The organism is Dietzia psychralcaliphila, assembly GCF_003096095.1.
In the GTDB taxonomy this organism is placed as follows: Bacteria; Actinomycetota; Actinomycetes; order Mycobacteriales; family Mycobacteriaceae; genus Dietzia; species Dietzia psychralcaliphila.
This window is the reverse complement of record NZ_CP015453.1, coordinates 3,376,533-3,398,644: the sequence shown is the minus strand read 5'-3', so window position 1 is coordinate 3,398,644 and position 22,112 is coordinate 3,376,533. Positions and strand designations below refer to the sequence as shown.

The 22,112-nt window shown below is 69.4% G+C and carries 25 protein-coding genes; 11 read left to right on the top strand and 14 right to left on the bottom strand.

Annotation, left to right across the window (positions count from 1 at the left end):
* Positions 1 to 14 precede the first annotated feature (14 nt).
* Positions 15 to 1,328, top strand: a complete 1,314-nt coding sequence (locus A6048_RS15700; protein WP_107746781.1) for a lysylphosphatidylglycerol synthase transmembrane domain-containing protein — start codon at positions 15 to 17, stop codon at positions 1,326 to 1,328.
* Positions 1,325 to 1,696 carry a DUF3054 domain-containing protein gene (locus tag A6048_RS15695; protein ID WP_107746780.1) on the top strand — a complete coding sequence of 124 codons (372 nt, stop codon included), beginning with the start codon at positions 1,325 to 1,327 and terminating at the stop codon, positions 1,694 to 1,696. Before A6048_RS15700 ends, A6048_RS15695 begins: the two co-directional genes overlap by 4 nt.
* A gap of 27 nt (positions 1,697 to 1,723) precedes the next feature.
* Here the strand turns inward: A6048_RS15695 and A6048_RS15690 are convergent, their stop codons facing one another.
* Positions 1,724 to 2,722: a glycoside hydrolase family 25 protein gene (locus A6048_RS15690; RefSeq protein ID WP_235027387.1), complete on the bottom strand. Its 999-nt coding sequence runs from the start codon at positions 2,720 to 2,722 to the stop codon at positions 1,724 to 1,726.
* Positions 2,723 to 2,927: 205 nt separating this feature from the next.
* Between A6048_RS15690 and A6048_RS15685 the strand changes: the two genes are divergently transcribed.
* Complete coding sequence (locus A6048_RS15685) at positions 2,928 to 3,200, top strand: hypothetical protein (protein ID WP_107746779.1); 273 nt, start codon at positions 2,928 to 2,930, stop codon at positions 3,198 to 3,200.
* A gap of 44 nt (positions 3,201 to 3,244) precedes the next feature.
* On the opposite strand, the gene A6048_RS15680 is transcribed toward A6048_RS15685, so the two are convergent.
* Both A6048_RS15680 and A6048_RS15675 read right to left on the bottom strand, forming a co-directional pair.
* Positions 3,245 to 3,934, bottom strand: coding sequence for a pentapeptide repeat-containing protein (locus tag A6048_RS15680; RefSeq protein ID WP_107746778.1), 690 nt, complete (start codon positions 3,932 to 3,934; stop codon positions 3,245 to 3,247).
* Between the two features lie 26 nt (positions 3,935 to 3,960).
* Entirely contained in the window at positions 3,961 to 4,386 is a 426-nt protein-coding gene (locus tag A6048_RS15675) for a hypothetical protein (RefSeq protein ID WP_146166341.1), read from the bottom strand.
* Positions 4,387 to 4,509: 123 nt separating this feature from the next.
* Between A6048_RS15675 and A6048_RS15670 the strand changes: the two genes are divergently transcribed.
* The 3 genes from A6048_RS15670 to A6048_RS15660 all read left to right on the top strand — a co-directional run bounded on the left by A6048_RS15670 (position 4,510) and on the right by A6048_RS15660 (position 7,818).
* Positions 4,510 to 5,022, top strand: a complete 513-nt coding sequence (locus tag A6048_RS15670) for a DUF4395 domain-containing protein (RefSeq protein ID WP_107746776.1) — start codon at positions 4,510 to 4,512, stop codon at positions 5,020 to 5,022.
* 47 nt (positions 5,023 to 5,069) lie between these two features.
* Complete coding sequence (locus tag A6048_RS18530; protein WP_211310052.1) at positions 5,070 to 5,729, top strand: hypothetical protein; 660 nt, start codon at positions 5,070 to 5,072, stop codon at positions 5,727 to 5,729.
* Positions 5,730 to 5,796: 67 nt separating this feature from the next.
* On the top strand, positions 5,797 to 7,818 hold the full coding sequence (locus A6048_RS15660; RefSeq protein ID WP_107746775.1) for a M13 family metallopeptidase: 2,022 nt from the start codon (positions 5,797 to 5,799) through the stop codon (positions 7,816 to 7,818).
* On the opposite strand, the gene A6048_RS15655 is transcribed toward A6048_RS15660, so the two are convergent.
* The gene (locus A6048_RS15655) at positions 7,805 to 8,482 is read right to left on the bottom strand and encodes a Crp/Fnr family transcriptional regulator (protein ID WP_107746774.1); all 678 of its coding nucleotides are present in this window, start codon (positions 8,480 to 8,482) and stop codon (positions 7,805 to 7,807) included. The two genes, A6048_RS15660 and A6048_RS15655, sit on opposite strands and share 14 nt — an antisense overlap.
* 224 nt (positions 8,483 to 8,706) lie before the next feature.
* Here A6048_RS15655 and ctaD point away from each other — a divergent pair, with 224 nt between their 5' ends.
* The 4 genes from ctaD (at position 8,707) to A6048_RS15635 (ending at position 13,535) form a co-directional block, all read left to right on the top strand.
* Positions 8,707 to 10,374, top strand: a complete 1,668-nt coding sequence (gene ctaD / locus A6048_RS15650) for an aa3-type cytochrome oxidase subunit I (protein ID WP_244911022.1) — start codon at positions 8,707 to 8,709, stop codon at positions 10,372 to 10,374.
* A gap of 133 nt (positions 10,375 to 10,507) precedes the next feature.
* Positions 10,508 to 11,584, top strand: coding sequence for an NAD(P)H-dependent amine dehydrogenase family protein (locus A6048_RS15645; protein ID WP_107746772.1), 1,077 nt, complete (start codon positions 10,508 to 10,510; stop codon positions 11,582 to 11,584).
* A complete protein-coding gene (locus A6048_RS15640; RefSeq protein WP_107746771.1) occupies positions 11,581 to 12,561 on the top strand; it encodes an esterase/lipase family protein in 981 nt (326 codons plus the stop codon). The genes A6048_RS15645 and A6048_RS15640 overlap by 4 nt, the downstream gene beginning before the upstream one ends.
* The gene (locus tag A6048_RS15635) at positions 12,558 to 13,535 is read left to right on the top strand and encodes an alpha/beta hydrolase (RefSeq protein WP_107746770.1); all 978 of its coding nucleotides are present in this window, start codon (positions 12,558 to 12,560) and stop codon (positions 13,533 to 13,535) included. The genes A6048_RS15640 and A6048_RS15635 overlap by 4 nt, the downstream gene beginning before the upstream one ends.
* A 39-nt stretch (positions 13,536 to 13,574) precedes the next feature.
* On the opposite strand, the gene A6048_RS15630 is transcribed toward A6048_RS15635, so the two are convergent.
* The 4 genes from A6048_RS15630 to A6048_RS15615 all read right to left on the bottom strand — a co-directional run bounded on the left by A6048_RS15630 (position 13,575) and on the right by A6048_RS15615 (position 17,813).
* Positions 13,575 to 14,498 carry a L,D-transpeptidase gene (locus A6048_RS15630; protein WP_107746769.1) on the bottom strand — a complete coding sequence of 308 codons (924 nt, stop codon included), beginning with the start codon at positions 14,496 to 14,498 and terminating at the stop codon, positions 13,575 to 13,577.
* Between the two features lie 116 nt (positions 14,499 to 14,614).
* Positions 14,615 to 15,511, bottom strand: a complete 897-nt coding sequence (locus A6048_RS15625) for a L,D-transpeptidase (protein WP_107746768.1) — start codon at positions 15,509 to 15,511, stop codon at positions 14,615 to 14,617.
* Between the two features lie 631 nt (positions 15,512 to 16,142).
* Entirely contained in the window at positions 16,143 to 17,120 is a 978-nt protein-coding gene (locus tag A6048_RS15620; protein WP_107746767.1) for a hypothetical protein, read from the bottom strand.
* Between the two features lie 69 nt (positions 17,121 to 17,189).
* The gene (locus A6048_RS15615) at positions 17,190 to 17,813 is read right to left on the bottom strand and encodes a TetR family transcriptional regulator (RefSeq protein ID WP_107746766.1); all 624 of its coding nucleotides are present in this window, start codon (positions 17,811 to 17,813) and stop codon (positions 17,190 to 17,192) included.
* 94 nt (positions 17,814 to 17,907) lie between these two features.
* Here A6048_RS15615 and A6048_RS15610 point away from each other — a divergent pair, with 94 nt between their 5' ends.
* Entirely contained in the window at positions 17,908 to 18,459 is a 552-nt protein-coding gene (locus tag A6048_RS15610; protein ID WP_235027615.1) for a DUF2020 domain-containing protein, read from the top strand.
* An 86-nt stretch (positions 18,460 to 18,545) separates the two neighbouring features.
* On the opposite strand, the gene A6048_RS15605 is transcribed toward A6048_RS15610, so the two are convergent.
* From A6048_RS15605 to A6048_RS15580, 6 genes are all read right to left on the bottom strand, one after another.
* A complete protein-coding gene (locus tag A6048_RS15605; protein WP_107746765.1) occupies positions 18,546 to 18,728 on the bottom strand; it encodes a hypothetical protein in 183 nt (60 codons plus the stop codon).
* A complete protein-coding gene (locus A6048_RS15600) occupies positions 18,728 to 19,546 on the bottom strand; it encodes a class E sortase (RefSeq protein WP_107746764.1) in 819 nt (272 codons plus the stop codon). Before A6048_RS15600 ends, A6048_RS15605 begins: the two co-directional genes overlap by 1 nt.
* Positions 19,543 to 20,145 carry a TetR/AcrR family transcriptional regulator gene (locus A6048_RS15595; RefSeq protein ID WP_107746763.1) on the bottom strand — a complete coding sequence of 201 codons (603 nt, stop codon included), beginning with the start codon at positions 20,143 to 20,145 and terminating at the stop codon, positions 19,543 to 19,545. Before A6048_RS15595 ends, A6048_RS15600 begins: the two co-directional genes overlap by 4 nt.
* A 94-nt stretch (positions 20,146 to 20,239) precedes the next feature.
* Positions 20,240 to 20,521, bottom strand: coding sequence for a GlsB/YeaQ/YmgE family stress response membrane protein (locus A6048_RS15590; RefSeq protein WP_107746762.1), 282 nt, complete (start codon positions 20,519 to 20,521; stop codon positions 20,240 to 20,242).
* Positions 20,522 to 20,680: 159 nt separating this feature from the next.
* Complete coding sequence (locus A6048_RS15585; RefSeq protein ID WP_107746761.1) at positions 20,681 to 20,965, bottom strand: GNAT family N-acetyltransferase; 285 nt, start codon at positions 20,963 to 20,965, stop codon at positions 20,681 to 20,683.
* The gene (locus tag A6048_RS15580; protein WP_107746760.1) at positions 20,962 to 21,858 is read right to left on the bottom strand and encodes a universal stress protein; all 897 of its coding nucleotides are present in this window, start codon (positions 21,856 to 21,858) and stop codon (positions 20,962 to 20,964) included. The genes A6048_RS15585 and A6048_RS15580 overlap by 4 nt, the downstream gene beginning before the upstream one ends.
* Between the last annotated feature and the right edge of the window lie 254 nt (positions 21,859 to 22,112).

Sequence of the window (22,112 nt, the reverse complement as noted above, 5' to 3'; positions counted from 1 at the left end):
GTTATGGTGGCGGGATGAAGGGGACGCCGGGCGCCACGCTGCGCCGTCGTATCCGGGCGGTCCTGGTCAACCCGTGGTTCAAGGCCGTAGCGACCCTGACCGTCCTGGGGTTCGTCCTCTACTGGCTCCGCGGACAGATGCCGTTCTTCGCCGAGGGATTCTCGGCGGTCGTCAGTCCGCACTGGGGCTGGGTCGCGGTCGCGCTGGTGTTCTCGTACCTCTCCATGTCCAGCTACGGCTCGGTGCAGAAGGTGCTGCTGCAGTCGGCCGGCGTCAAGGTGGGGTACTGGGAGAGTGTCGGCCTGGTGTTCTCCGCCAACGCGTTCTCCACCTGCATCCCCGGCGGTCAGGTCTTCGGAACCACACTGACCTACCGCAAGACCCGCCAGTGGGGTGCGACCCGGGTGGTGGCGTCGTGGCAGCTGGTGATCTCGGGCGTGCTGTCGACGGTGGGCATCGTGTTGCTCGCGCTGATGGGCTTCTTCCTGGTGGGGCGTGTCTCCAACCCGTTCCTGTTGATGCTGTCCGCCGCCGGCCTCGTGGCGATCGTCGTGGTGGTGCAGTGGGCCGCCCGGAACCCGGACAGGATCGAGGAGGCCCTGCTGGCGCTGCTGGCGTGGGTCAACGCCCGGCGCCGCAAGCCCGCCGATCACGGTGCCACCGGGGTACGCAAGATCGTGAAGCAGGCCGAGGCGGTCGAGATGACCAAGACCCAGTTCTCCAAGGCCTTCGCGTTCTCCCTGCTCAACTGGGTCGCCGACATCGGTTGCCTCTGGGCGGCCGCCCACGCGGTGGGGGCCCAGCCCAGCATCGGCGGTCTGTGCATCGCGTACGTCACCGGCAAGATCGTGGCCTCGGCACCGATCACCCCCGGCGGGCTCGGGACGGTCGAGTTCGCGCTCATCACCGCACTCACCGCGGGCGGGCTCGGTGCGCACCAGGCGTTCGCGGCGGTGTTCCTCTATCGCATCGTCAGCTTCGTCCTGGTCGCGCTGGCCGGGTGGGTGGTCTTCTTCCTCTTCTACCGTGGCGCGGTGGAGGTCGATCCCGATGCCGCACCCGGGGACGGCACCCCTTCGCGCGAGGACTCCTCGTCGTCGTCGTCATCTCGTTCCGTCCCCGTCCGGTCGGCTGTCACCGCCGCCCCGCAGGCCGGTGTCGCCGCGGTGTGGCCGATGAAGGGCTCCCCGTGGCGCCCGACCATCCACCACGACTCCGGACCGATCCATCTCCTGCGCGTCCGCGACGACGCACCAACGAGCGACGAGAGCGGCGAGGACTCCTGTTCGGTGAGTGGCGCGGAGCGCCGTGACGAGAGAGAGCGGTGATCGGGGTGGCGCTGCCGCTGGTCTTCCTTCTGGACGCCGCTCTGGTGGTGGTGTTCGCGACCTTCGGGCGTGGCGCCCATTCCGAGGGCCTCGGCATCGGGCAGGTGTGGGACACGGCGTGGCCGTTCCTGGTGGGACTGGTGCTGGGGTGGATCGTGGTGCTGGCCGCGCGACGCGATCCGTCGACCGTCCGCTCGGGCGTGCTGGTGTGGATCACCACCCTCGTCGGCGGGATGCTGATCCGCGGTCTCGGTGACGGGCGGGTACCGCACTGGAGCTTCATCCTGGTGGCCGCGATCGCTACCGCCGTGTTCCTCGTGGGCTGGCGGGCCGTGCGCGCGGCGCTGTCCCGGCGTCGGGCGGCCTAACTCGTCAGGCCTAGCTCGTCAGAACCCCTAGCGGAACTCGGGCGGGATCTGATCGAGCATGTGGGCCGGGACGGTGACGGTCTCGGGCAGCCTGACGCCGTCCGGGGTGGGTATGCCCTCCGGGATCGCGACGGTCACGGGCTCCGCCGGTCCGCCGGGACCCGGGGCGGGTTCGGGCGCCGGATCGGGGACCGGCTCGGGTGCTGGTGCGGGGGCCGGTTCGTGCGCGGGCGCCTCACCCGGCGTGACGGGGCCCACCCACGCCCAGATGTCCTCGTGCGTCCCGGCGAAGACGTTGAGGTCGACGGGGCCGGTGAAGCCCGGCACCGCGCCGGTCTCCGAGTTCTGCCAGAACGACCACTCGGTCCAGCCGCCGATCACGGGAAGGGTCGGCTCCGGGACCCCGTACTCGGCCAGCCACAGCGGGTACTCCGAGAACTGCGTGGTGTTGGCCATCCGGTCGATCCAGAAGAAGCGGTACGTGTAGATGATCGGGGTCCGCCCGGTCAGGTGCTGGAGCTCGGTGAGGAAGACGCGCGTCCACTCGATCAGCTCCTCCGGGTTCTTCCCCTCGTCGGTCTCGATGTCGAGTACCGGCGGCAGCTGCTGACCACCCACGGACTGCAGGCGGGCGGCGAAGGCGCGCGCCTGGACCGAGGGATCCATCGCGGGCCGGGCCTTGTGGTAACTGCCCACGGCCATGCCGGAGGCCCGGGCCTGTTCGACGTCCGCCTCGTAGTAGCGGTTGGCGGGGCCTGTGCCCTCGGTGGCCTTGATAAAGGCGAAGGACTGGCCGGACGCGGCGGCCGCGTGCCAGTCGACGGGTGCGCCGTGTGGGTGCTGCCAACTGGAGGAGTCGATGCCTCGGGCCAGGCCGTCGAAAGCGGGGGAGAGGGGGACGACGGCGTCGGCGCGGGGAGATATGACGACGACGAGGAGGCCGAGCGCCAGGGCGGCCGCGGATGCGAGGGCCACGATAAGGCGGGGCAGGAGGGCACGGTGGGCCGATTGGCCGACAGGTGTCATAGGGGGAGTATCAGCGAGCAACAACTGTCACACAAGCAACTCGCGCAACTTTTTTCACATTTTCCGCTCACGCCACGTCCGTGGAGAGGGTGGCGTGGGTCACGGATCCGTTACAACCCGTAACACGCTGCCCCACGAGTACGATTAGCGACTTTTCGCCCCTACCCTTGTGGTTGTCCCACCGTTCCAGTCGGGAGTGCCCCTCGTGACCGATGCAGTAGATTTTTCGACCCCTCGCTTCCGCCATGACCTCATCGCCGAGGTCGACGGGCCGGCCGACGACGCGGTTCTCGAGGTGATGGTCGCCGAGAAGGTGGTCCTCGACGAGAACGGCGCCGGACGTGGGGTGCCGGAACTCTTCCTGCGGACCGGGGTCGACGGCATCACCCTCACCGACCGCGACCAGGTCCTCCGCCTCCAGGCAGTGATCAACCGGGCCGTCAACCAGTGGCGCGACGCCGCCTCCCATCTGCCCTGAGCGCACTCCGCGCTGTTCGCGCCACCCTGCTCATTCGACCCTGCTCATTCGACCCTGATCCCCGCTTCGCCGATCAACGACAGGCCGACCCCGAGGACCTGCTCAGGCGAGATGATCGCCCCGCGGAGGGCGGACGCGCCCCGCACATCCTCCAGGTCGGCGCCCCTGAGGTCCGCCGCGGTGAACACCGCCCGTTCGAGGGTCGCCCCGCGCAGGTCCGCGCCGTCGGTCGACAGGTCCGCAACCCGCGCCTCCAGCAGGTCGGCCTGCCTGCAGCGGGTGGCGGACAGCCGCACCCGCTGGAGTCGGGCCATCCGCAGGTTGATCATGTCGGCGTGGCAGTCCTCGAAGGACACGTCGGTCAGCCTGGCGTCGGACAGGACGATGCCGGTGAGTCGACACCCGATGAACCTGACCCGGGTGAGCGAGGCCCCGTCGGCGACCATCCCGGAGAGATCGCACCCGCTGACCACGACGTCGGTGAGTCGGAGGGAGTCGGCCCTGGCGCTGCTCAGGCGGATGCCCTCCAGTGTTGACTCGCGGATCTCCGCACCACCGATGTGCGCCGCGCCCTCGTCGGGGGAGGGGGCGTGCTCGGCGGAGGCCCACACGCCGTCCCACAGGCCGTCCGGCTCGAGATCGGACCGGGGTGGCTGGAGTTGTTCCCGTCGCGGCACGGACGGGGCGGCGGGCGGTCGGGGTGAGCCGGATCGGCGGCGAAGTGGTGGGGGCACGGGCGCCAGCCTAGGGGTGGGGTACGTCAGTCCAGATCGCAGAGTTGAGCGAACTGCCCCCACTGTTCGTCGACGGCCGAGGGGTCGGCGCCGGGTTGGAGTACCAGTCCCGAGATCCGGCTCGCCACCGCGGACAGGGCGTTGTCCTCCACGCCGTCGGCCAGGCGCCGCACCTCTTCGGAGCCGACCTCGGTGTCGACCTGATCGGTGACCAGGCGGTGGACCGGCTCGACCAGGACCTCGCACCCGGGCGTGGCATCCGGGCCGGGGGAGGGGGCGGGCGCCGCGGTGGTCCCGCTCGCGATCGAGGTGGCGGGGGCGCCGGATCCGGCGGTGGTCGTGGACTGCTCACCGGGGGTCACCTGCCCGCAGCCGCCGGCGGCCAGGGCGAGGCCGGCGGCCGCGGCGATCACGCTGCAGGCCCGGTGGGCCGCTGGTCTCCGGTGTGCCATGCCCTGGAGGATAACCGGACTGGGACTTTCGCGGGCAGAGGCGTACTCTCGGGACATGGATAGACAGATCTGTCTATATGTGTTGCCGTTGTGCACGGTGTCGAGAAGTCGAGGAGGTCGGGTATGAGCCTGCGAGAGGTGTTCGCATTCCCGGAGGTCGTCAACGACTACGCAGCCCGGTGCACCGCCGGTCTCGTCGTGACGCTCGCGGTGGTGACGATGCTCGTTCCGCCGCCGGTGCAGACCTGGCTCGCCGCGGCGCTGGTCATCGGTTTTGCCCTGCGGGTGGCCGGGGGGCCGCGGTACTCGCCGTTCGGCAGGCTCTCGGTGCACGTGTTGGCACCGCGGGTCAGCTCCGAGCCCAAGCTGGTCGCCGGTGCACCCAAGCGATTCGCCCAGACGATCGGCCTGGTCATGTCCTCGGTCGCCCTCGGGTTGTTCCTCGGTGGGTTGACAGTGGCCGGGGTCGTGGTCCTGGGCGTGCTGGTGGCGGCCGCCCTCGCGGAGGCAGCCCTGGGCTTCTGCCTGGGGTGCTGGATGTACGGGCAACTGCAGCGGGCAGGGGTCGTGTCGGAGGACGCGTGTGTCGACTGCGCCGACATCTGGGCTCGTCCCGGGATGGCCGCGCGCAACTGAGACCGGCTCGCGACCGCGCCGTCGTCCCACCGCGCTACTGTCGACGTATGACCACCCCGTCCGAGAATCCCGAGTCCCACGGCGGCGACCCCGACGGTTACGGGTCGGCATACGGTGACCAGTCCAACCCCGGGGACCCGTACTCGCCGGGCACTCAGCCATACGGCTTCCAGTCGCCGTACGGGGACCAGTTCCACGGGGACCAGCCCTACAGCCCCGGCACCTATGGATCCCAGCCGTACGGAAATCAGCCCTTCGGGACCCAGCCCTTCGGAAATCAGCCCTACGGGACCCAGTCGTTCGAAAACCAGCCGTTCGGAAACCAGCCGTACGGAGCCCAGCCGTTCGGAAACCAGCCGTACGGAGCCCAGCCGTTCGGAAACCAGCCGTTCGGGGAGCACCCCTATGGCGTTCAGCCCTACGTCTCACCGGGTTACGGCGCGATGCATCCGTACGCGCCGAACTACGGAGTCTCGCGTAAGGAGCCGGCACTGTCGCTGGTCTTGTCCTTCTTCCTGCCCGGACTCGGCACGTTGATCAACGGCGAGACGGGCAAGGGGATCGGCATCATGGCCGGGTACTTCCTCGGCATCTTGCTGTCCGTGGTCCTGATCGGAATCCCGATCATGCTCGGCTTCTGGGTCTGGGGGATGATCGACGGCTACTCGGGTGCCAAGGCGCACAACCTCCGGAACGGCTTCCACTGACGGACCCGGCTCCTGACGGACACGGCTCGTGAAGGACCCAGCGCCGGACCTTCCGTAACCTGGTCGCATGACAGCGACCGAGATCCCCACGACCGACGAATCCCGCTCCTCGGGCCTCGACCTGCAGTACGTCGACAGGGACGTCCGGCCCCAGGACGACCTCTACCGGCACGTCAACGGCACCTGGATCCGCGATCACGTGATACCCGCAGACCGGCCGATCGACGGGGCGTTCCTCGCCCTGCGCGACCTGTCGGAGGAGCGGGTGCGCGACATCATCACCGACGCCCCGGTGGAGTCACAGATCGGGGCGTTCTACGCCTCCTTCATGGACACCGACTCGGTCGAGGCCGCGGGTGTCGCCGCGCTCGCGCCGGACCTGTCGGAGATCGACGCCGCCACCGACCCGGGCGCGCTCGCACTGGCCATGGCGCGGCTGGAGAAGGTGGGCGTGGCCGGGCTGATCGGCGCCTACGTCAACAACGACGCCAAGAACTCCACCGAGTACATCCTGTACCTCGTGCAGTACGGCATCGGCCTGCCTGACGAGTCGTTCTACCGCGAGGACCAGTACGCGGAGCTGCGCGAGCAGTACACCGCCCACGCGGCGCGGATGTTCGTACTCGCGGGCCTGTCGGGAGACGACGACGCCCGGGCCCGCGCCGAGCGGATCGTGGCGCTGGAGACCCGCATCGCCGCCGCCCACTGGGACGTGGTGGCCCGCCGCGACGCCGATAAGACCTACAACCCCGTCACGTGGGACGAGCTGCCCGGTCTGGCGCCCGGTTTCCCGTGGCACGACTGGGCCCGCGAGGTGGGCGGCACGGAGGAGACCTTCGGCCGACTCGTGGCCATGCAGCCCGACTTCCTCACCGCGGTCGCCGAGCTGTGGTCGACCGAACCGCTGGAGACGTGGAAGGAGTGGCTGCGCTGGCGCGTCCTCGGCTCGCGCGCGCCCTACCTGACCAGCGATCTGGTGGAGGAGAACTTCCGCTTCTACGGCACCGCGATGTCCGGCACCGAGGAGATCAAGGCCCGGTGGAAGCGCGGTGTGGGAGCGGTCGAGTCGGCGCTCGGCGAGGAGGTGGGCAAGGAGTACGTCGCCCGCCACTTCCCGCCCGGCCACAAGGCGCGGATGGTGGAACTGGTCGAGAACCTCACCGCGGCCTACCGCTACTCCATCGCACGGCTGCCGTGGATGACCCCGGAGACCCGCGAGCGGGCGCAGGCCAAGCTCGAGGCGTTCGTCCCCAAGATCGGCTACCCGGACACGTGGCGCGACTACTCGGCGCTCGAGGTGCGCCCTGATGACCTGCTCGGCAACGTGAGGCGGTCCGCAGAGTTCGAGCACGGTTACGAGCTGGGCAAGCTCGGCGGCCCGGTCGACCGCGGTGAATGGCACATGACCCCGCAGACGGTCAACGCCTACTACAACCCGGTGATGAACGAGATCGTGTTCCCGGCCGCCATCCTCCAGCCCCCGTTCTTCGACGCCGATGCCGACGACGCCGCCAACTACGGCGCGATCGGCGCCGTGATCGGTCACGAGATCGGCCACGGGTTCGACGACCAGGGATCGAAGTACGACGGCGACGGCAACCTCGTCGACTGGTGGACCGACGACGACCGGTCCGCGTTCTCCACGCGGGTGGAGGCGTTGATCGACCAGTACCAGGGCCTGACCCCGGACGGTCTGGACCCCGAGAAGGACCACGTCAACGGGGCGTTCACCGTCGGCGAGAACATCGGCGACCTCGGTGGGCTGACCATCGCGCTGCTGGCCTACCGGCTGGCGCAGGGTTCGACCGGGCAGGGTTCTGACGGGCAGCCGGCGGAGGGGACGGACGTCGGTCCGGAGATCGACGGCATGAGCGGCATCCAGCGGCTCATCACCTCGTGGGCGATCGTGTGGCGCACCAAGACCCGCGCCGAGGAGGCCGCTCGCCGGCTCGCGGTGGATCCGCACTCCCCGCCGGAGTTCCGCTGCAACCAGGTGGTCAGGAACCTCGACGACTTCCACGCCGCGTTCGGGGTGACCGAGGGCGACGGATTGTGGCTGGCCCCCGAGGAGCGCGTCAGTATCTGGTGAGCCGACCGTTCTCGAGTACGAACTCGCGGCGGGCGACCCGCTCGATCGCACCGGAGTCGATGAGATCGTGGAGGCGACGGCTCAACGTCTCCGGCGTGGTCCCCAGGTGCGACGCGAGATCGGACTGGGACATCGGTAGTCGGACATGGGAGCGACCGTCCCGGCCGGGCGTGGCAGGCAGTGAGAGAAGGTAGGCGACCAGCCGCGTCGACACGTCCTCCGAGGTGAGCCAATCGAGATGTTGTTCGCACTCGACCACCTTCTCGGCAAGGGCGCGTGAGATCGAGTCGTTGAGGACCGGGCACGCGGCGGCCGCTGCGCGCAGGGCGTCGTGTGAGACGGTGATCAGCGTGGTCGCCTCGGCGGCGACGACGCTGTGGCGGGCGGAGCAGCCGAGTGCGAACTCCACCAGGCCGAGATGACGGCCGGGCCCGAGAATCCTGACATGCCGCTGGTGACCGGACCGGTCCTCCCGGATGACGTGCAGGGCGCCGGAGGCGATCAGCGTCAGGCGGCTCACCGACTCCCCGGCCAGCTGCACCGTGGAACCGGGTCGCGCCTCGACAGTCCGGGAGGAGTCGGTCAGGTAGGCCCGGCAGCGCGGCGGCAACGAGGCGAACAGTGTGGAACCGGCGAGCCCGGAGTCGTCCCCGTGAGCGGTCATGTCTCCCAGTGTGGCCTCCTGGCACCCGCCTCGGGTGTTTTGCCTCACCCGATGTTGACGTAGATCAATGCGCGCCACGGGGCGGCTCCCTAGATTCGGACCCACCGACGATCGGGGAGAAAATGTCAGAGGTTCTTGTCCCGCGAACGCGCCCAGTCGATGATCTGGACCATCCACCGGGCGTACCCACGGGCACTTCCCGACCGGGCTCGTTCGTGTGGAAGATGATGACGACGACCGATCACAAGCTGCTCGGCCTGATGTACATCGTCACCTGTTTCGTCTTCTTCTTCATCGGCGGGCTCATGGCCCTGCTCATCCGGGCGGAGTTGTTCCTCCCAGGCATGCAGTTCCTGTCGAACGAGCAGTTCAACCAGCTGTTCACCATGCACGGCACGATCATGCTGCTGTTCTACGGAACGCCGATCGTGGTGGGGTTCGCGAACTACATCATGCCGCTGCAGATCGGCGCCCCCGACGTCGCGTTCCCGCGACTGAACGCCCTGGGCTACTGGCTGTTCACCGTCGGCGGCATCGTTGTGATGTCCGGCTTCCTGACCCCGGGCGGGGCCGCCGCGTTCGGCTGGACCATGTACATGCCGCTGGCGAGCCAGGAGTACTCGCCGCAGGTCAGCGCGGACCTGTGGATCCTCGGCGTGGGCATCGGCGGTATCGGTACCATCCTCGGCGCCGTCAACTTCGTCACCACGATCATCTGCCTCCGCGCGCCGGGCATGACCATGTTCCGCATGCCGGTCTTCACATGGAACATCCTCGTGACGTCCGTACTGATCCTCCTGATCTTCCCGCTGCTCACCGCCGCCGCCCTCGGCGTCTTCTACGACCGCCAGTTCGGTGGTCGCATCTTCTCCGCCGGGAACGGAGGCTCGATCCTGTGGCAGCACCTGTTCTGGTTCTTCGGTCACCCCGAGGTGTACGTCCTGGCGCTGCCGTTCTTCGGGATCATCACCGAGATCCTGCCGGTGTTCTCCCGCAAGCCGCTCTTCGGCTACGCCGGACTCGTCTTCGCGACCCTCGCGATCGCCGCGCTGTCCATGGCGGTCTGGGCACACCACATGTTCGTCACCGGTGCCGTCCTGCTGCCGTTCTTCTCCTTCATGACGTTCCTCATCGCCGTTCCCACGGGTGTGAAGTTCTTCAACTGGATCGGCACCATGTGGCGCGGGAAGATGACGTTCGAGACGCCGATGATCTTCGCCCTGGGGTTCCTGGTGTCCTTCCTCTTCGGTGGTCTGACCGGCATCATGCTGGCCGCGGCGCCGATCGACTTCCACGTGCACGACTCGTACTTCGTGGTGGCGCACTTCCACTACGTGCTGTTCGGCACGATCGTGTTCGCCACGTTCGCCGGCGTGTACTTCTGGTTCCCCAAGATGACGGGCCGGATGCTCGACGAGACGCTGGGCAAGTGGCACTTCTGGCTGCTGTTCATCGGCTTCCACACCACGTTCCTCGTGCAGCACTGGCTGGGCAACCAGGGCATGGCCCGCCGTTACGCCGACTATCTTGCGACGGACAACTTCACTGTCCTCAACCAGATCTCGACGGTCGGTTCGTTCATCCTCGGGATCGCGATGCTGCCGTTCATCTGGAACGTCATCAAGAGCTGGCGGTACGGCGAGATCGTCACGGCCGACGACCCGTGGGGCGCGGGCAACTCGCTCGAGTGGGCGACCTCGTGCCCGCCGCCGCGTCACAACTTCGTGACGCTGCCCCGGATCCGCTCCGAGCGCCCGGCGTTCGAGCTGCACTACCCGCACATGAGTGAGCGGATGCGCGCGGAGGCCCACGTCGGCGGTCGGCCGGACTCCCAGGATCCTGACTCGTCGAAGGATGTCGCACAGCGCGGAACCTCCCCGCAGAGGGGCTGATGCCGCAGAGGGGACGGTGCCGCGCGCTGATCTGCCCGATAGACGAAACGGGGTCGTGGCAGGGCGTCCGAGCCGCTACTGTCCGGACATGACGATCCGGGATGTGTCGGGCAACGCAGTATCGGGCGAAGAAGTGTCGATCAAGGTAGTGGAATGGTCGACGGGGTATCTGGGCCGGATGGCGGTCGAGGCGATCGAGGCCCGACCCGAGCTGGAGTTGGTGGGCGTCTTCGTCTCCGACCCCGCCAAGGTCGGCGTCGACGCGGGTCGGCTCGCCGGTATGGATCGCGACCTGGGCGTGGTGGCGACTGACGACCGCGCAGCGCTACTCGCACTGTCGCCGGACGTGGTGGTCTACACCGCCGAGACCGAGACCCGCTTCATGGGTGCGATCGAGGACTTCACCGAATTCCTGCGGGCCGGCATCGACGTGGTGGCCTCCGGCCCGGTGCTGCTCCAGTACCCGCACGGGACCCTCCCGGAGGAGATGATCGACGCGCTCGCGGCCGCCGGTCGCGACGGCGGCGCGACACTGCACGTCAACGGAATCGACCCGGGCTTCGCCAATGACGTCCTACCGCTGGTCATGACCAGCCTGTCCCGGCGCATCGACCTGATCCGGGTGGGAGAGATCGCCGACTATTCGGTGTACCACCAGGGTGAGACCATGCGGAGGCTGTTCGGCTTCGGCCGGACCATGGACACCCTCCCGCCCTTGTTGCGACCGGGGATGCTCGCCGCCGGCTGGGGATCGGTGGTCCGACAACTCGCCGCCGCGTTGGAGGTGACCCTCGATGAGCCGCTGATCGAGCGTCACGAGCGGTTGCCCGCCGACCGCGACCTGTCACTGCTGGCGTGCGAGGTCCCGGCCGGGACGCAGGCGGCACTGCGGTTCGAGGTGGTGGGACAGGTCGACGGCGAGGACCGCATCGTGCTGGAGCACGTCACCCGCACGGCCGTCGACCAGGCGCCGGACTGGCCCCGGCCCGACCACGGGGACGGCTGCTACCGCATAGAGATCCAGGGCGAACCGACGATGCGCGTGGAGTTCACCCACCACGCCGAGCACGGCGACCACAACGAATCCGGCATGCTCGTCACCGCGATGAGGCTGGTCAACGCCGTCGAGGCCGTGGTCGCAGCGGACCCCGGGCTGGTATACGCAAAGGACCTGCCGATGATCACCGGGCGTGGCTTAATGAAAAGATGAACATAGAGCGCGCCGCCCGCGCCTCACGCGCCGCGGCGGCCTCGCTGGCCGCTGCAGCCCTCGTGCTGACGAGCGCGGGCGCCGCCCACGCCACGGACCCGACCGCCCGGGCGCCGATCCCCGTGCCCTACAGCTTCCTCACCGGCGCCGCCATGGCGATCACGCAGCCGGGGGCCACGCTGCCGGGCGCGAACGACTGGAACTGTCGTCCCTCGCCCGCCAAGCCCCGTCCGGTGGTCCTGGTCCACGGCACCGCCGGCGGCGCCGTGACCAACTGGGCGACCTTCGGGCCGCTGCTGCGCAACGAGGGCTACTGCGTCTTCGTGCTGACCTACGGTGCGCTGCCGGGCACCCCGTGGCCGGTCAATGAGCTGGGCGGGTTGTCCGACATCGCCGAGGTCTCGGTGCCGCAGGTCGGAGAGTTCGTCGACCGGGTGTTGGCGACCACCGGGGCCGAGCAGGTCGACCTGGTGGGTCACTCGCAGGGCACCATCGTCTCGGGTCTGGTGGCGAAGGTCGGACGCCCGGGCAAGGTGAACACCGTCGCCTCGATTGCCCCGCTGTGGGAGGGCTCGGGTGGGGGTATGCGCAGGTCTCTGGACGGCCTTCCAGGAGTCTCGGACCAACTGGGTCAGATCCCCGCCCTGTCCCAGATGTCCCCGGGCTCCGAGGTTCTACAACTGTTGTGGAGTGGTGGGTCGCCCTACGCCCCCGGAGTGCGCTACCTCAACGCGGTGACCCGATACGACCAGCTGGTCACGCCCTACACCTCGGGTCTGGTGCCCGGACCTATGACGACCAACGTGGTGATCCAGGACGGCTGCGAACAGAACCAGGCCGAGCACCTGGCGATCGCCTCCGATCCGCGCACGGCCGACTTCGTGCTCAACGCGCTCGATCCCGCCAACCCTCGTGCGCCGCGCTGCGAGGCGATCGCCCCGTACCTCGGTCCGATCCCGGTCCTTCCGGGCTCATGACTGCACCGCGGGCGGTCTCCGGTATCGCGGGACTGGTGGCGGCCGCGCTCCTCGTCGTCGTCGCTCCAGGACCGGTCACGGCTTCTCCCACCACGGCTTCTCCCACCACGGCTTCTCCCACCACAGTGCAGGTCCCGTGGCGGTGGTGGGACGGAGCGGCCCACCAGCTCACCAACGGACTCGCGGACCCGCCCGGGATCAACCGTGACGACTGCCGACCGAGCGCCCGCCATCCCGTTCCGGTGATCCTCGTCCACGGCACCGGGCTCAACGGCGGTAACTCGTGGGCCACCTTCGGCGCCGCGCTGGCGGCCGAGGGCTACTGCGTGTGGGCGCCGACGGTCGGGGCCCCGCCCGGGCTCGGCTCCACCGGTGGGTTCGACTCGCTCACCGGGGCCTCGGCACCGCAACTCGCCGCCGAGATCGACCGCGTCCATACGCTCACCGGCGCGGAGAAGGTCGACCTGGTCGGGCACTCGCAGGGGGCGATCATCGCGTCCTATGTCACCGCCACCACGCGGAAGGACGCGGTACGCGCCGTCGTCACGCTGGGCGTCGATCCCGCCCGCTCGGGAGAGGGCCCACCGGAGTTCGTCACCGAGGCGTTCGGGGTGCTGTCCGCCGAGACCGCGCAGCGTGATGCCGAGGCCACCCTCGCCTGGCTGGGGGACGAGGGCGTGCCGTTCGCGCGAGGGGTCCGGTACGTCGCGGTGGTCTCGGACTACGACGAGCTCACGGGCCCCGTCACCGCGCCCGTGGTGCCCGACTTCGTGGACCTGCGGGTCGTCCGGCTCCAGGACGGCTGCGAGGCCGACCGCTCCGGACACTTGACCGTTCTCGCGTCACCGCGGGCGGTGGACCTAGTGACGGATGCTCTCGGCGGAACCGCTGCCGGCGACGCCGACGTGCGGCCGCCGCGCTGCGTGCCGGCCGACGGGATCACGGGCGTCCTGGCGCCCGTACCAGCGCGGTAGCGCGCCGGGCCGGGCGGTCGGCAGGACGGGCGACGAGGATCAGTAGTTCCAGTCGCCCTGGCCGTCGAAGGCGCCGAACTGCCGACCGGGCCCGTTCTTGACGATGATCGGGTCGCCGTTGCGCGAGTTCTCGTAGTACCAGCGCGCGTCCTCGGGGCTGATGTTGATGCAGCCGTGCGAGACGTTGCGGACGCCCTGGTCGGCGACCGACCACGGGGCGGAGTGGATGTAGATGCCGTCGTAGCTCATCCGGACCGCGTCGTTGACGATCGAGTTGTACCCGCCGTCCTCGATCCGTAGTCCGAAGGCCTCCGAGTTCATCCGTACGTTCCGGCCACGCTGGCCGGTGTAGTAGACGCCGTTGTAGGTCTCCCAGCCGCGCATCCCGGCCGACGCCCGCATGGTGCGCACGTGCTGGCCGTTGCGCGTCACGGTGATGTGCTTGGTGCGGTCGTCGTACTCGGCGATCAGCGCGTCTCCGGTGCGGAAGGCCTGCTGCCGCTTGCCTCCGGCCCAGATGGTGACCGAGGTGTTGACCGGCCAGAAGTTGTGCGGACGCCACCGCACCTCGGAGTTGTTGACCCAGTAGAACTTCCCGGCAACCGGGGGCTCGGTGCGGATACCGAGCGTGGCCTCCGCACGTGCCCGGTCCGCGATGGGCCGGTCGAAGTAGAACATGACCGGCTGCGCCACACCCACCACCTCGTTCTGCGTGGGGAAGATGTTGACGTTGCCGTACTCGGGCGCGGGCCGGTCCGGCCCGATCACCGGGTAGGTGAGCACCGGCATCGCCCCGACACCCGGGATGAGAGGGGTGGGCAACGGCGCGTTCTCCAGCTGCGGGATTCCGGGAGGGCTCGGCGGCATCACGGACTGCGCGTTCGCCGCCGGGGCGAGCCCCAGGACGAGCGCGACCGCAGCGAGGATCGAGGCGAGGACCGGGATCCGGGACGAACGGGTCATTGCTACTCCTGGGAGGGACGGAGACGAGGGGGTTCCTCTCAGCCTAGGCGGAGGACTCTCTTAGAGTGTCGCGTGCCATACCGATTGTGTTTCACCCCGACCCGCGGGTGGGCTCGTCAGTAGTTCCAGTCGCCCTGACCGTCGAAGGCGCCGAACTGCCGTCCCGGGCCATTGACCACGATGAACGGGTCGCCGTTGCGGGTGTTGTCGTAGTACCAGGCCGCATCCTCGGGACTGAGGTTGATGCAGCCGTGTGAGACGTTGCGAACCCCCTGGTCGGCCACCGACCACGGGGCGGAGTGGATGAAGATGCCGTCATAGCTCAGCCGCACGCCGTTCTCGACGGTCGTGTCGTAGCCTCCGGCCGTCCTGGACAGTCCCCAGGTGGACGAGTCCATCCGGACCTCACGGGCGCGCCATCCGTTGTAGTAGACGCCGTTGTGGGTGGGGTAGGGGTCCCGTCCAGCGGAGGCCCTCATCGTCCGGACGACCTGGCCGTTGCGTGTCACGGTGACGAGGTGGGTGGCGTCGTCATAGGTCGACACGACGGCGTCGCCGGTGCGGAACGCGTTCTCGCGCCCGCCGGCCCACACGGTGACCGAGGTGTGCGCGGGCCAGAACTCATGGGGCCGCCAGCGAAGTTCCGCATCCCCGACCCAGTAGAACCTGCCCTGGACTGCCGGCGCGGTCCGGATGCCCACGGCGGCCTCCGCTCGGGCGCGGTCGGCGACGGGGCGGTCGAACCGGATCATGACGGGCTGCGCCACGCCCACGGTCTCGTCGCGGGTGGGGTAGACCGACGCCACCGACTCGACGGCGGGGCGCGACGGAGCCGGCACGGGGAGAGTGAGGACCGGCTGCGAGGCCAGCCCCGGGAGCGCGGGGGTCCAGACGGGCGCCGACTCCAGGCCGGGGAGTCCGGCGACGGACTGCGCCGACGCGGCGGGCGCGAGGCCCACGACGAGGCCGGTGGTGACCAGCAGTGTCGCGACGAAGCGGGATCGGCGGGGCATCGTTCTCCTTCGGCCGCGGTTCGGCGGGCGGCGGTGCGGTTCGGGCACGGTGGGACGGGCGTTGTGGGACGGGCACGGTGGGACGGGCATGCGACCCACGGGAACCTCATGCGCCACACAGGTAACAGCAGTAACAGTACATCCAGGCGGGGCGGCTGGGTACCCGTTGCAGTCCCGGGCGGGCCTGGGCCGCTCCCCGGGCCCGTCCCGCACGGTCGCCGGGGTCGCCGGGAATAGTTCCAATGTTCATTGGTAACGGCGTCTGCAGAACTGCAGGTAGATACCCCGACCTCGCTAATTGACCCAAAGTCAACAGAAGAACCGCTGCTCATGGGCTTGCCTGCGGAACGGGTGCAACATAGGGTTCAACCAGTCACCGGCCAGGGGGTGCGGTGGCGAGGTGAAGTGCGGACGAGGGGCTGTTACTTCACGACGAGGGGCCGGTGTGATCACCGGGGCACCTGGGGGGGTGTCGGCCCGCCGCCTTCCGAGGCGAGCGTGGATTCCGGAAGGCGCGATGCGCAGTCCGCTAGTGGGAACGGCGTCGGATGCTGAGGGGCTCCGGCGCCGTTTCCCATTTCCGTGTCCGCGGTCCGACTGCCGGACGTCCCGGGCTTCAGTCGAGCCGGGTTCAGTCGAGGATGTGCTCGGCGACCCTGTGTAACCCCCGGAGCGCCCGTGCCTCGGTCTCGGGGGAGCGCGGCGTCTCCGGACTGATCAGCGTGATGTGCCACAGATCGTCGTCCGCGACGAGGATCGTGTGCACCTCGACGCCTCCGCCGGTCGGCGCCGCCACACAGTCGATGTACGCGGTGTCGAGTTCGGGTGCCACCGACGAGGGCGCCCCGGGAGCGGCCGGGGGCGCAGCCTCCACCGTTGCCGCGTCACCCCCGCGGACCTCAGAACACGCGTACCGCACCCCGAGCATCGTGGGCTGGCCACGGAGTGCGGCCTGCGGCCCCCCACGCGGCTTGACGACCCCGGCGGCGACGGTATCGGGCACGTCATCCCGTTCGCCTGCGGTCGTGGTGGTGGTCGTCGGCGAGTTCGTGGACTCGCCCTCCGTGGTGACTCCGTCAGCGTCCTGCACGGCCTCCGGCTCTTCCCCGGCTTCGGCTTCGGCATCGGTCTCAGCGTCGGTTTCGGACTCGGTTTCGGACTCGGTGTCCTCTGACGCAGTAGTGCCGGTCTCGGACTGATCCTCGGCGTCGAGCTCAGAACCCGCCTCAGACTCAGTCTCGGCTTCTTCCTGCTGCATCTCGTACAGCTCCGGCGACCCCGGGCCGCCGTAGGTACATATCAGGCCCAGGTCGCCGGAGCCGATGGGCTCGACCTCCGGCATGTCGGCATCGGTGAGCTCGATCAGCTCGGCGGGCGTCAGGTCGAGGAGCTCACACGCATTCATCCGCGCATCGGGGGCGGGGCGTCCCTCCACCATCGCCGCGGCGACGTCGGGCTGCGGGTTCGGCGAGATCCGCGGTGGGCCGGTCTCGGCGGTGTCCGAGAGGCCGAGCGCGGAGCACCCCGACACGGCCAGAACCGCCGCCGACGCCACGAACACCCGGGCGACGCGTCGTCCCGAGCGGGGACGAGGTCGCTGCGATCGCATGGGTCGATCCTACGACGTCGGCGTTCGATCCCTGGTCTCGACCGGTTCGCGGGCGCCTGCTCGGACGGTTCAGGCGTCGTCGGGAGGGATCTCGGTCGCCCTGATGATGGCGTCGAACGACTCTCTGATCCGGTCCTCCAGCAGCGTCGGCGACTCGTCGGTGCGCCACTGCTCCACCGCCACCCGCACGATCGCGATGGAGGCCGCCGCCACCGTGGCGGCCTCCACGGACCCGGTATCCCTGCCCTCCCGGCGGGCCACCAGGGCGGCGAGCTCATCCTCGGTCCGGGACAGGATCGCGTGCACCTCGGTCCGGATCCCCGGTTCCCGCCGCCACATGTCGTGGAACCGGTTGAACAGTGGGGTCTCCTGCCGGGCCATCGCGACCTGTAGCCACAGGAGGCGGGTGAGCGCGGTCAGCGTGGACACGGATCGGTCGGTGAGGAACAGGTGCACCGCGTCGCGGTCCGGGGGGAAGGCATCCGGGATGCACGCGGCGGCCTTGGACGGGAAGTAGTTGAAGAACGTCCGGCGGGAGACGTTGGCGGCCTTGGCGATCTCGTCCACCGTCACGGCGTCGAGCCCTCGCTCGAGGGCCAGGTCCAACGCGACGGAGGAGATGGTCTCGCGCAGTTCGCGCCGACGACCCTCGGTGCGGTCGGTGCCCTGGGCCTGCGTGGGTGGTCCGGTCATGTGGGCACCTCCCCGCCGGTCGTCGATGAGAGTCGGTCGTCTCAGTTCAGTGTGCATGACCTTACCCAGCGGGCCGGGTCCTATCCTGGGCATCATGCGTATCGCCGCCACGACCCTCCTCGCTCCCCTGTCCGTCGTACTGCTCGGAGTGACGGCGGGCTGCGGCGGCGGGGACACCGAACCCGCGCCGGAGATGGGGACCATCCAGACCGCGCCGCCGGAGACCAGCGAGCCGGAGATCCCCCAGGTCGAGCCAGTGACGCGCGCGGAGTGCCCGTACCTGTCCGTGGACGAGGTGTCGCGGCTCAACGGCGAGTTGGCGACCGACGTGCGGATCGACGACCGCGTCGACCCCGCGGCCTGCTTCTTCTACAGCGCTGACGGTGCCGTCCAGCTCACGACCACCGTGTACTCGGTCGAGTCGGAGGAGCGGGCCACCGAGTTGGTGGACGCCTCGGCACCCGTGGGCGAGTCCGAACGCTCGGACGTCGAGGACGGGTGGACCGGTGGCCGCACCGGTGGCCCGGGGGGCGCACTGGTGGTCCTGGCCCGGGGCACGCAGGTCCTGGCGGTGCAGTCCACGCAGGAGCAGTCGGTCAAGGTCCAGCGGGTGGCCGAACTCGTCGCGCCCCGGGTTGCCGATTGACACGGGTCGACGACTGACACGGGTTGCCGACAGGCACGGATTACAGACTGACACGAGCTACCGACTGTCTCGGTGTGCCGTGTGGCTCAGGTGGCAGGACGGGGCGCCGCGACCGGGTCGACGGAGACGTCGGAGTACGGCATGAGCGACTCGACCGCGGGGAACACGACCTCCATGAGCAGTAGGAACGCCGCCGCCAGCAGGACCAGGACCAGCAGGATCCGGAGCGGGGTGGGGCCGGGGAGCCTCCGGTAGAGCCAGGCGTACATCACCGACCCTCCAGTTCGGCGGGGACCGTTCCGGCCACTCGCGGTTCGGCCCGTTCGAGGACCGCGTGCACCACGAGCCGCTCCGCCGCCGAGAACTGCGGGTGGCAGGTGGTGAGCGTGGTCAGGGGCAGCAGCTCGGGGGAGGCGGGCTCGGCGCGCCCGGGCACGGCGTCGATCACCCACACGTCCTCCGGGCGGACCACCGAGACGCCGGACAGGCCCTCGTACCTTCCGGAGGTCGCGCGTGCGGCGAGGTCCGCGGGAAGGCATTCGGCGGCCTGTGCGCGAGCCGATGCGGGGTCGGGTGCGTCGACGGGCAGGACGCGGTAGATCAGCCACTGGTCCGCGGTGGCGTAGACCAGGGCGTCACACGAGCGCAGGGCGTCCAGGTCGTTGAACGGCGAGCCACGGCCCACCCGGTGCCCCGCGACGGCGAAGTTCCCGGGCTCGCCCGGCGCCTGGGTCTCGGTGTAGTGCCCGGGCCCGATCTCGAGGGCCGCGTCGCTGGTCCCGGAGACCACGGCGAACCGGTAGTCCGACCCGAACGAGGGGATATACAGGCGGGCGAACGCGGTGCCTTCGGCGATCCCGGAGGATCCCAGGGCGTCGAGCTCCGCGTCATCGGCGCTCGCCCCGCGATCGCGTGGATTGTCCGCCGGACCCCACCGCTGTTCCAGCTCGTCGTCGGCGGCGGACTGGGCGCGCGCCGCGCCCAGGTCGGTCCACCACACCTGGTAGACCACGAACAGCGCCAGCACGACGCCGATCGTCACGAGCACCTCGCCCAGTACTCCCGTCACTCCCGTCGCGCGCCTCACGAGGGTTCCGTGACCATCCCCAGGATGAGCTCGGCCATGCTCCGCGCCGTCTTGGCGGAGGTCTCGACCTCCCCGAGCATGGCGGCGGTGACGGAGCCGTCGTGGAGGATCGCCAGCCGGTCGGCCAGGTCCGCGATGTTGTCGGGGTCCTGCAGCCCCATGCCGGCGAGCTCGGAGCGGAGGGTGGTCGCGACCCACGCCCGTTGGTCGGTGACGGCCGCGCGGATGGCGCGCTCACCGTCGGTGGAGGGGCTGGGGAACTCGATGGCGGCGGCCAGGTGACACGAGCCGGGGGTCGCCGGCTCCACGCGCTCGCGGACGATGTCGAACAGCGCGAGGATGCGTCCGCGTGAATCGGGTGCGGCGTCCGCCCGTCGCTGCCACAGGGCCCGGTCCCGTTCGGCCATGGCCCGCAGGTAGGCCACGACGAGCTCGTCCTTGGATCCGTAGGTGTTGTAGAGGCTGGCCTTGGCCACCCGGGACTCCCTGAGGATCCGGTCGATTCCCACGGCCCGGATCCCGTCGGTGGAGAACAGGCGGGTCGACGTGGCCAGGAGCCGCTCCCGCGGACCGGGCTTGGTCGACCGTTCGCTCGTCACAGTGGACAGACTATCGGCTGTGACATACACACAAGGACGGCCCGGCCCCGATCGATCGGGGCCGGGCCGTCCGGCATGCGTGGTGCTGGTCTGGTCAGACCCGGGTGCCACGCTTGCTGCGGCCGGTGACGAGGCTGACGAGCCAGATCACGAGGCAGGCGCCGACGATAGCGGCGATGACGCCGGGAATGGAGAAGGCCTCCGGCATCGCGTCGCCGCCCGTGAAGAACGAGACGATCCAGCCGACGAGGAAGGCGCCGACGATACCGGCGACGATGTTGGCGAGGATGCCCATCTGGGCGTCACGCTTCATGATCTTGGAGGCGATCCAGCCGGCGAGCCCGCCGATGATGATCCAGGCGATGATGGTCCACATGGTGTAATCCTTTCCCGAGAGATACTCGGCCCGTGTGCGAGCCGCTCCCACAGGAGAACACGAGACGGCCACAAACGCTTCCGGTGGCGCCTCGTGTGGCGTTAATCGTCGCTTATTCGTTACTTACCTGCGCCTCAGGCGTCATGTGAACAGGTTAACTCAGGCGAGATCCGCCGATTCGGGGTTCTTCTGGATGTAGCGCTCGACGAATGTGCAGCTGGGCCGCACCTTCAGGCCGTCCTCGCGGGTCGCCCTGAGGGCCTCGTCGATCATCCGCCCGGCCAGGCCGCGGCCGCCGAATTCCGGGTCCACGACGGTGTGCGGGAAGGTCCTGACGCCGTCCGCGTCGCCGTAGTCGGCGAATCCCGCCACCACGTCGTCCACCAGGATCTCGAACCGACCGGCGGCGAGGTTGCGCCTCACCTGCACGTTCTCCTCGCTCATGAGTGCGATTCCGGACGCACGACCATCACCGGGCAGGGTGACGCCTGCAGGAGCGCCCGGCTGGTCGAGCCGAGGACCATGCCGGTGAATCCGCCCCGCCCGTGGGAGCCGACGACGACGAGCTGGGCGTTCGCGGCCTGCTCCACGAGGGCTCGGACCGCGCGATCGCGGGTGACGAACCGCTCGATCTGCACGTCGGGGTAGCGGTCGGAGAAACCGGCGAGACGCTCGGACAGGGTCTCGAGCTGCTGTTCCTCGAGCTGCTTCCAGTCCTCGTCCGTCAACGCGATCCCGGCGGCCGCGGCCTGGACCTGGGGGTCCATCCAGGTGTGCACCGCGATGAGGGGGGTGTCGCGCGCCGAGGCCTCGGCAAAGGCCCAGGCGGTGGCCTTGGCGCTGACCTCGGAACCGTCGACGCCCACCACGACCGGGCCCGAGCGGTCGAGGTCGTCGGTGTCCTCACGGGTCACCACGACCGGGCAGAACGCGTGGCTGGCCACCGAAGCCGAGACCGACCCGAGCACCATGCCCTTGATCCCACCGAGGCCACGGGACCCCAGGACGATCATCTTGGCCTTGCGGGAGTAGTCGATCAGGACCTGGGAGGGGTTGCCCTCGACGATGGCGTGCGAGACCTCGATGTCCGGCGCGACCTTGAGCGCGGTAGCCCTGGCCTGCTCGACGATTGGCACGCACTCCTTCTCCAACTCGTCGTAGACGGGTTGGGGCGGCACCATGCCCTCGGCGAACATGGCCGCCGGCATCGTGTAGCTGGTCACCAGGACGAGCGGGACCCGCCGTGTCGCGGCGGTGTTGGCGGCGTACGCGACGGCGCCGGTCGACGCGGCTGAGCCGTCGATACCGACGACCACGGAATTCTCGAGAGAAGCCATACCTCTGAGGATACCGCCGCTCCCGATTCGGGGATGCGTTCTCAGAACTCGGCCATGTGTCTCAGAACTCGTCCGGTCAGAACTCGTCCGGGAAGGGGGCGTTAGGCGGGTAGGCCATGTTGAAGCTGCCCTGGAACGCCGGGAGGAGGGCGCGGCCGGGGCCGAAGAGGAAGAAGTCGACTACGGCGTCGATCATGGGTGCTCCTGGGGTAAAGGGGGCCGCTGGCATAGAAGTGGCGGATGAGGCAGGTGGT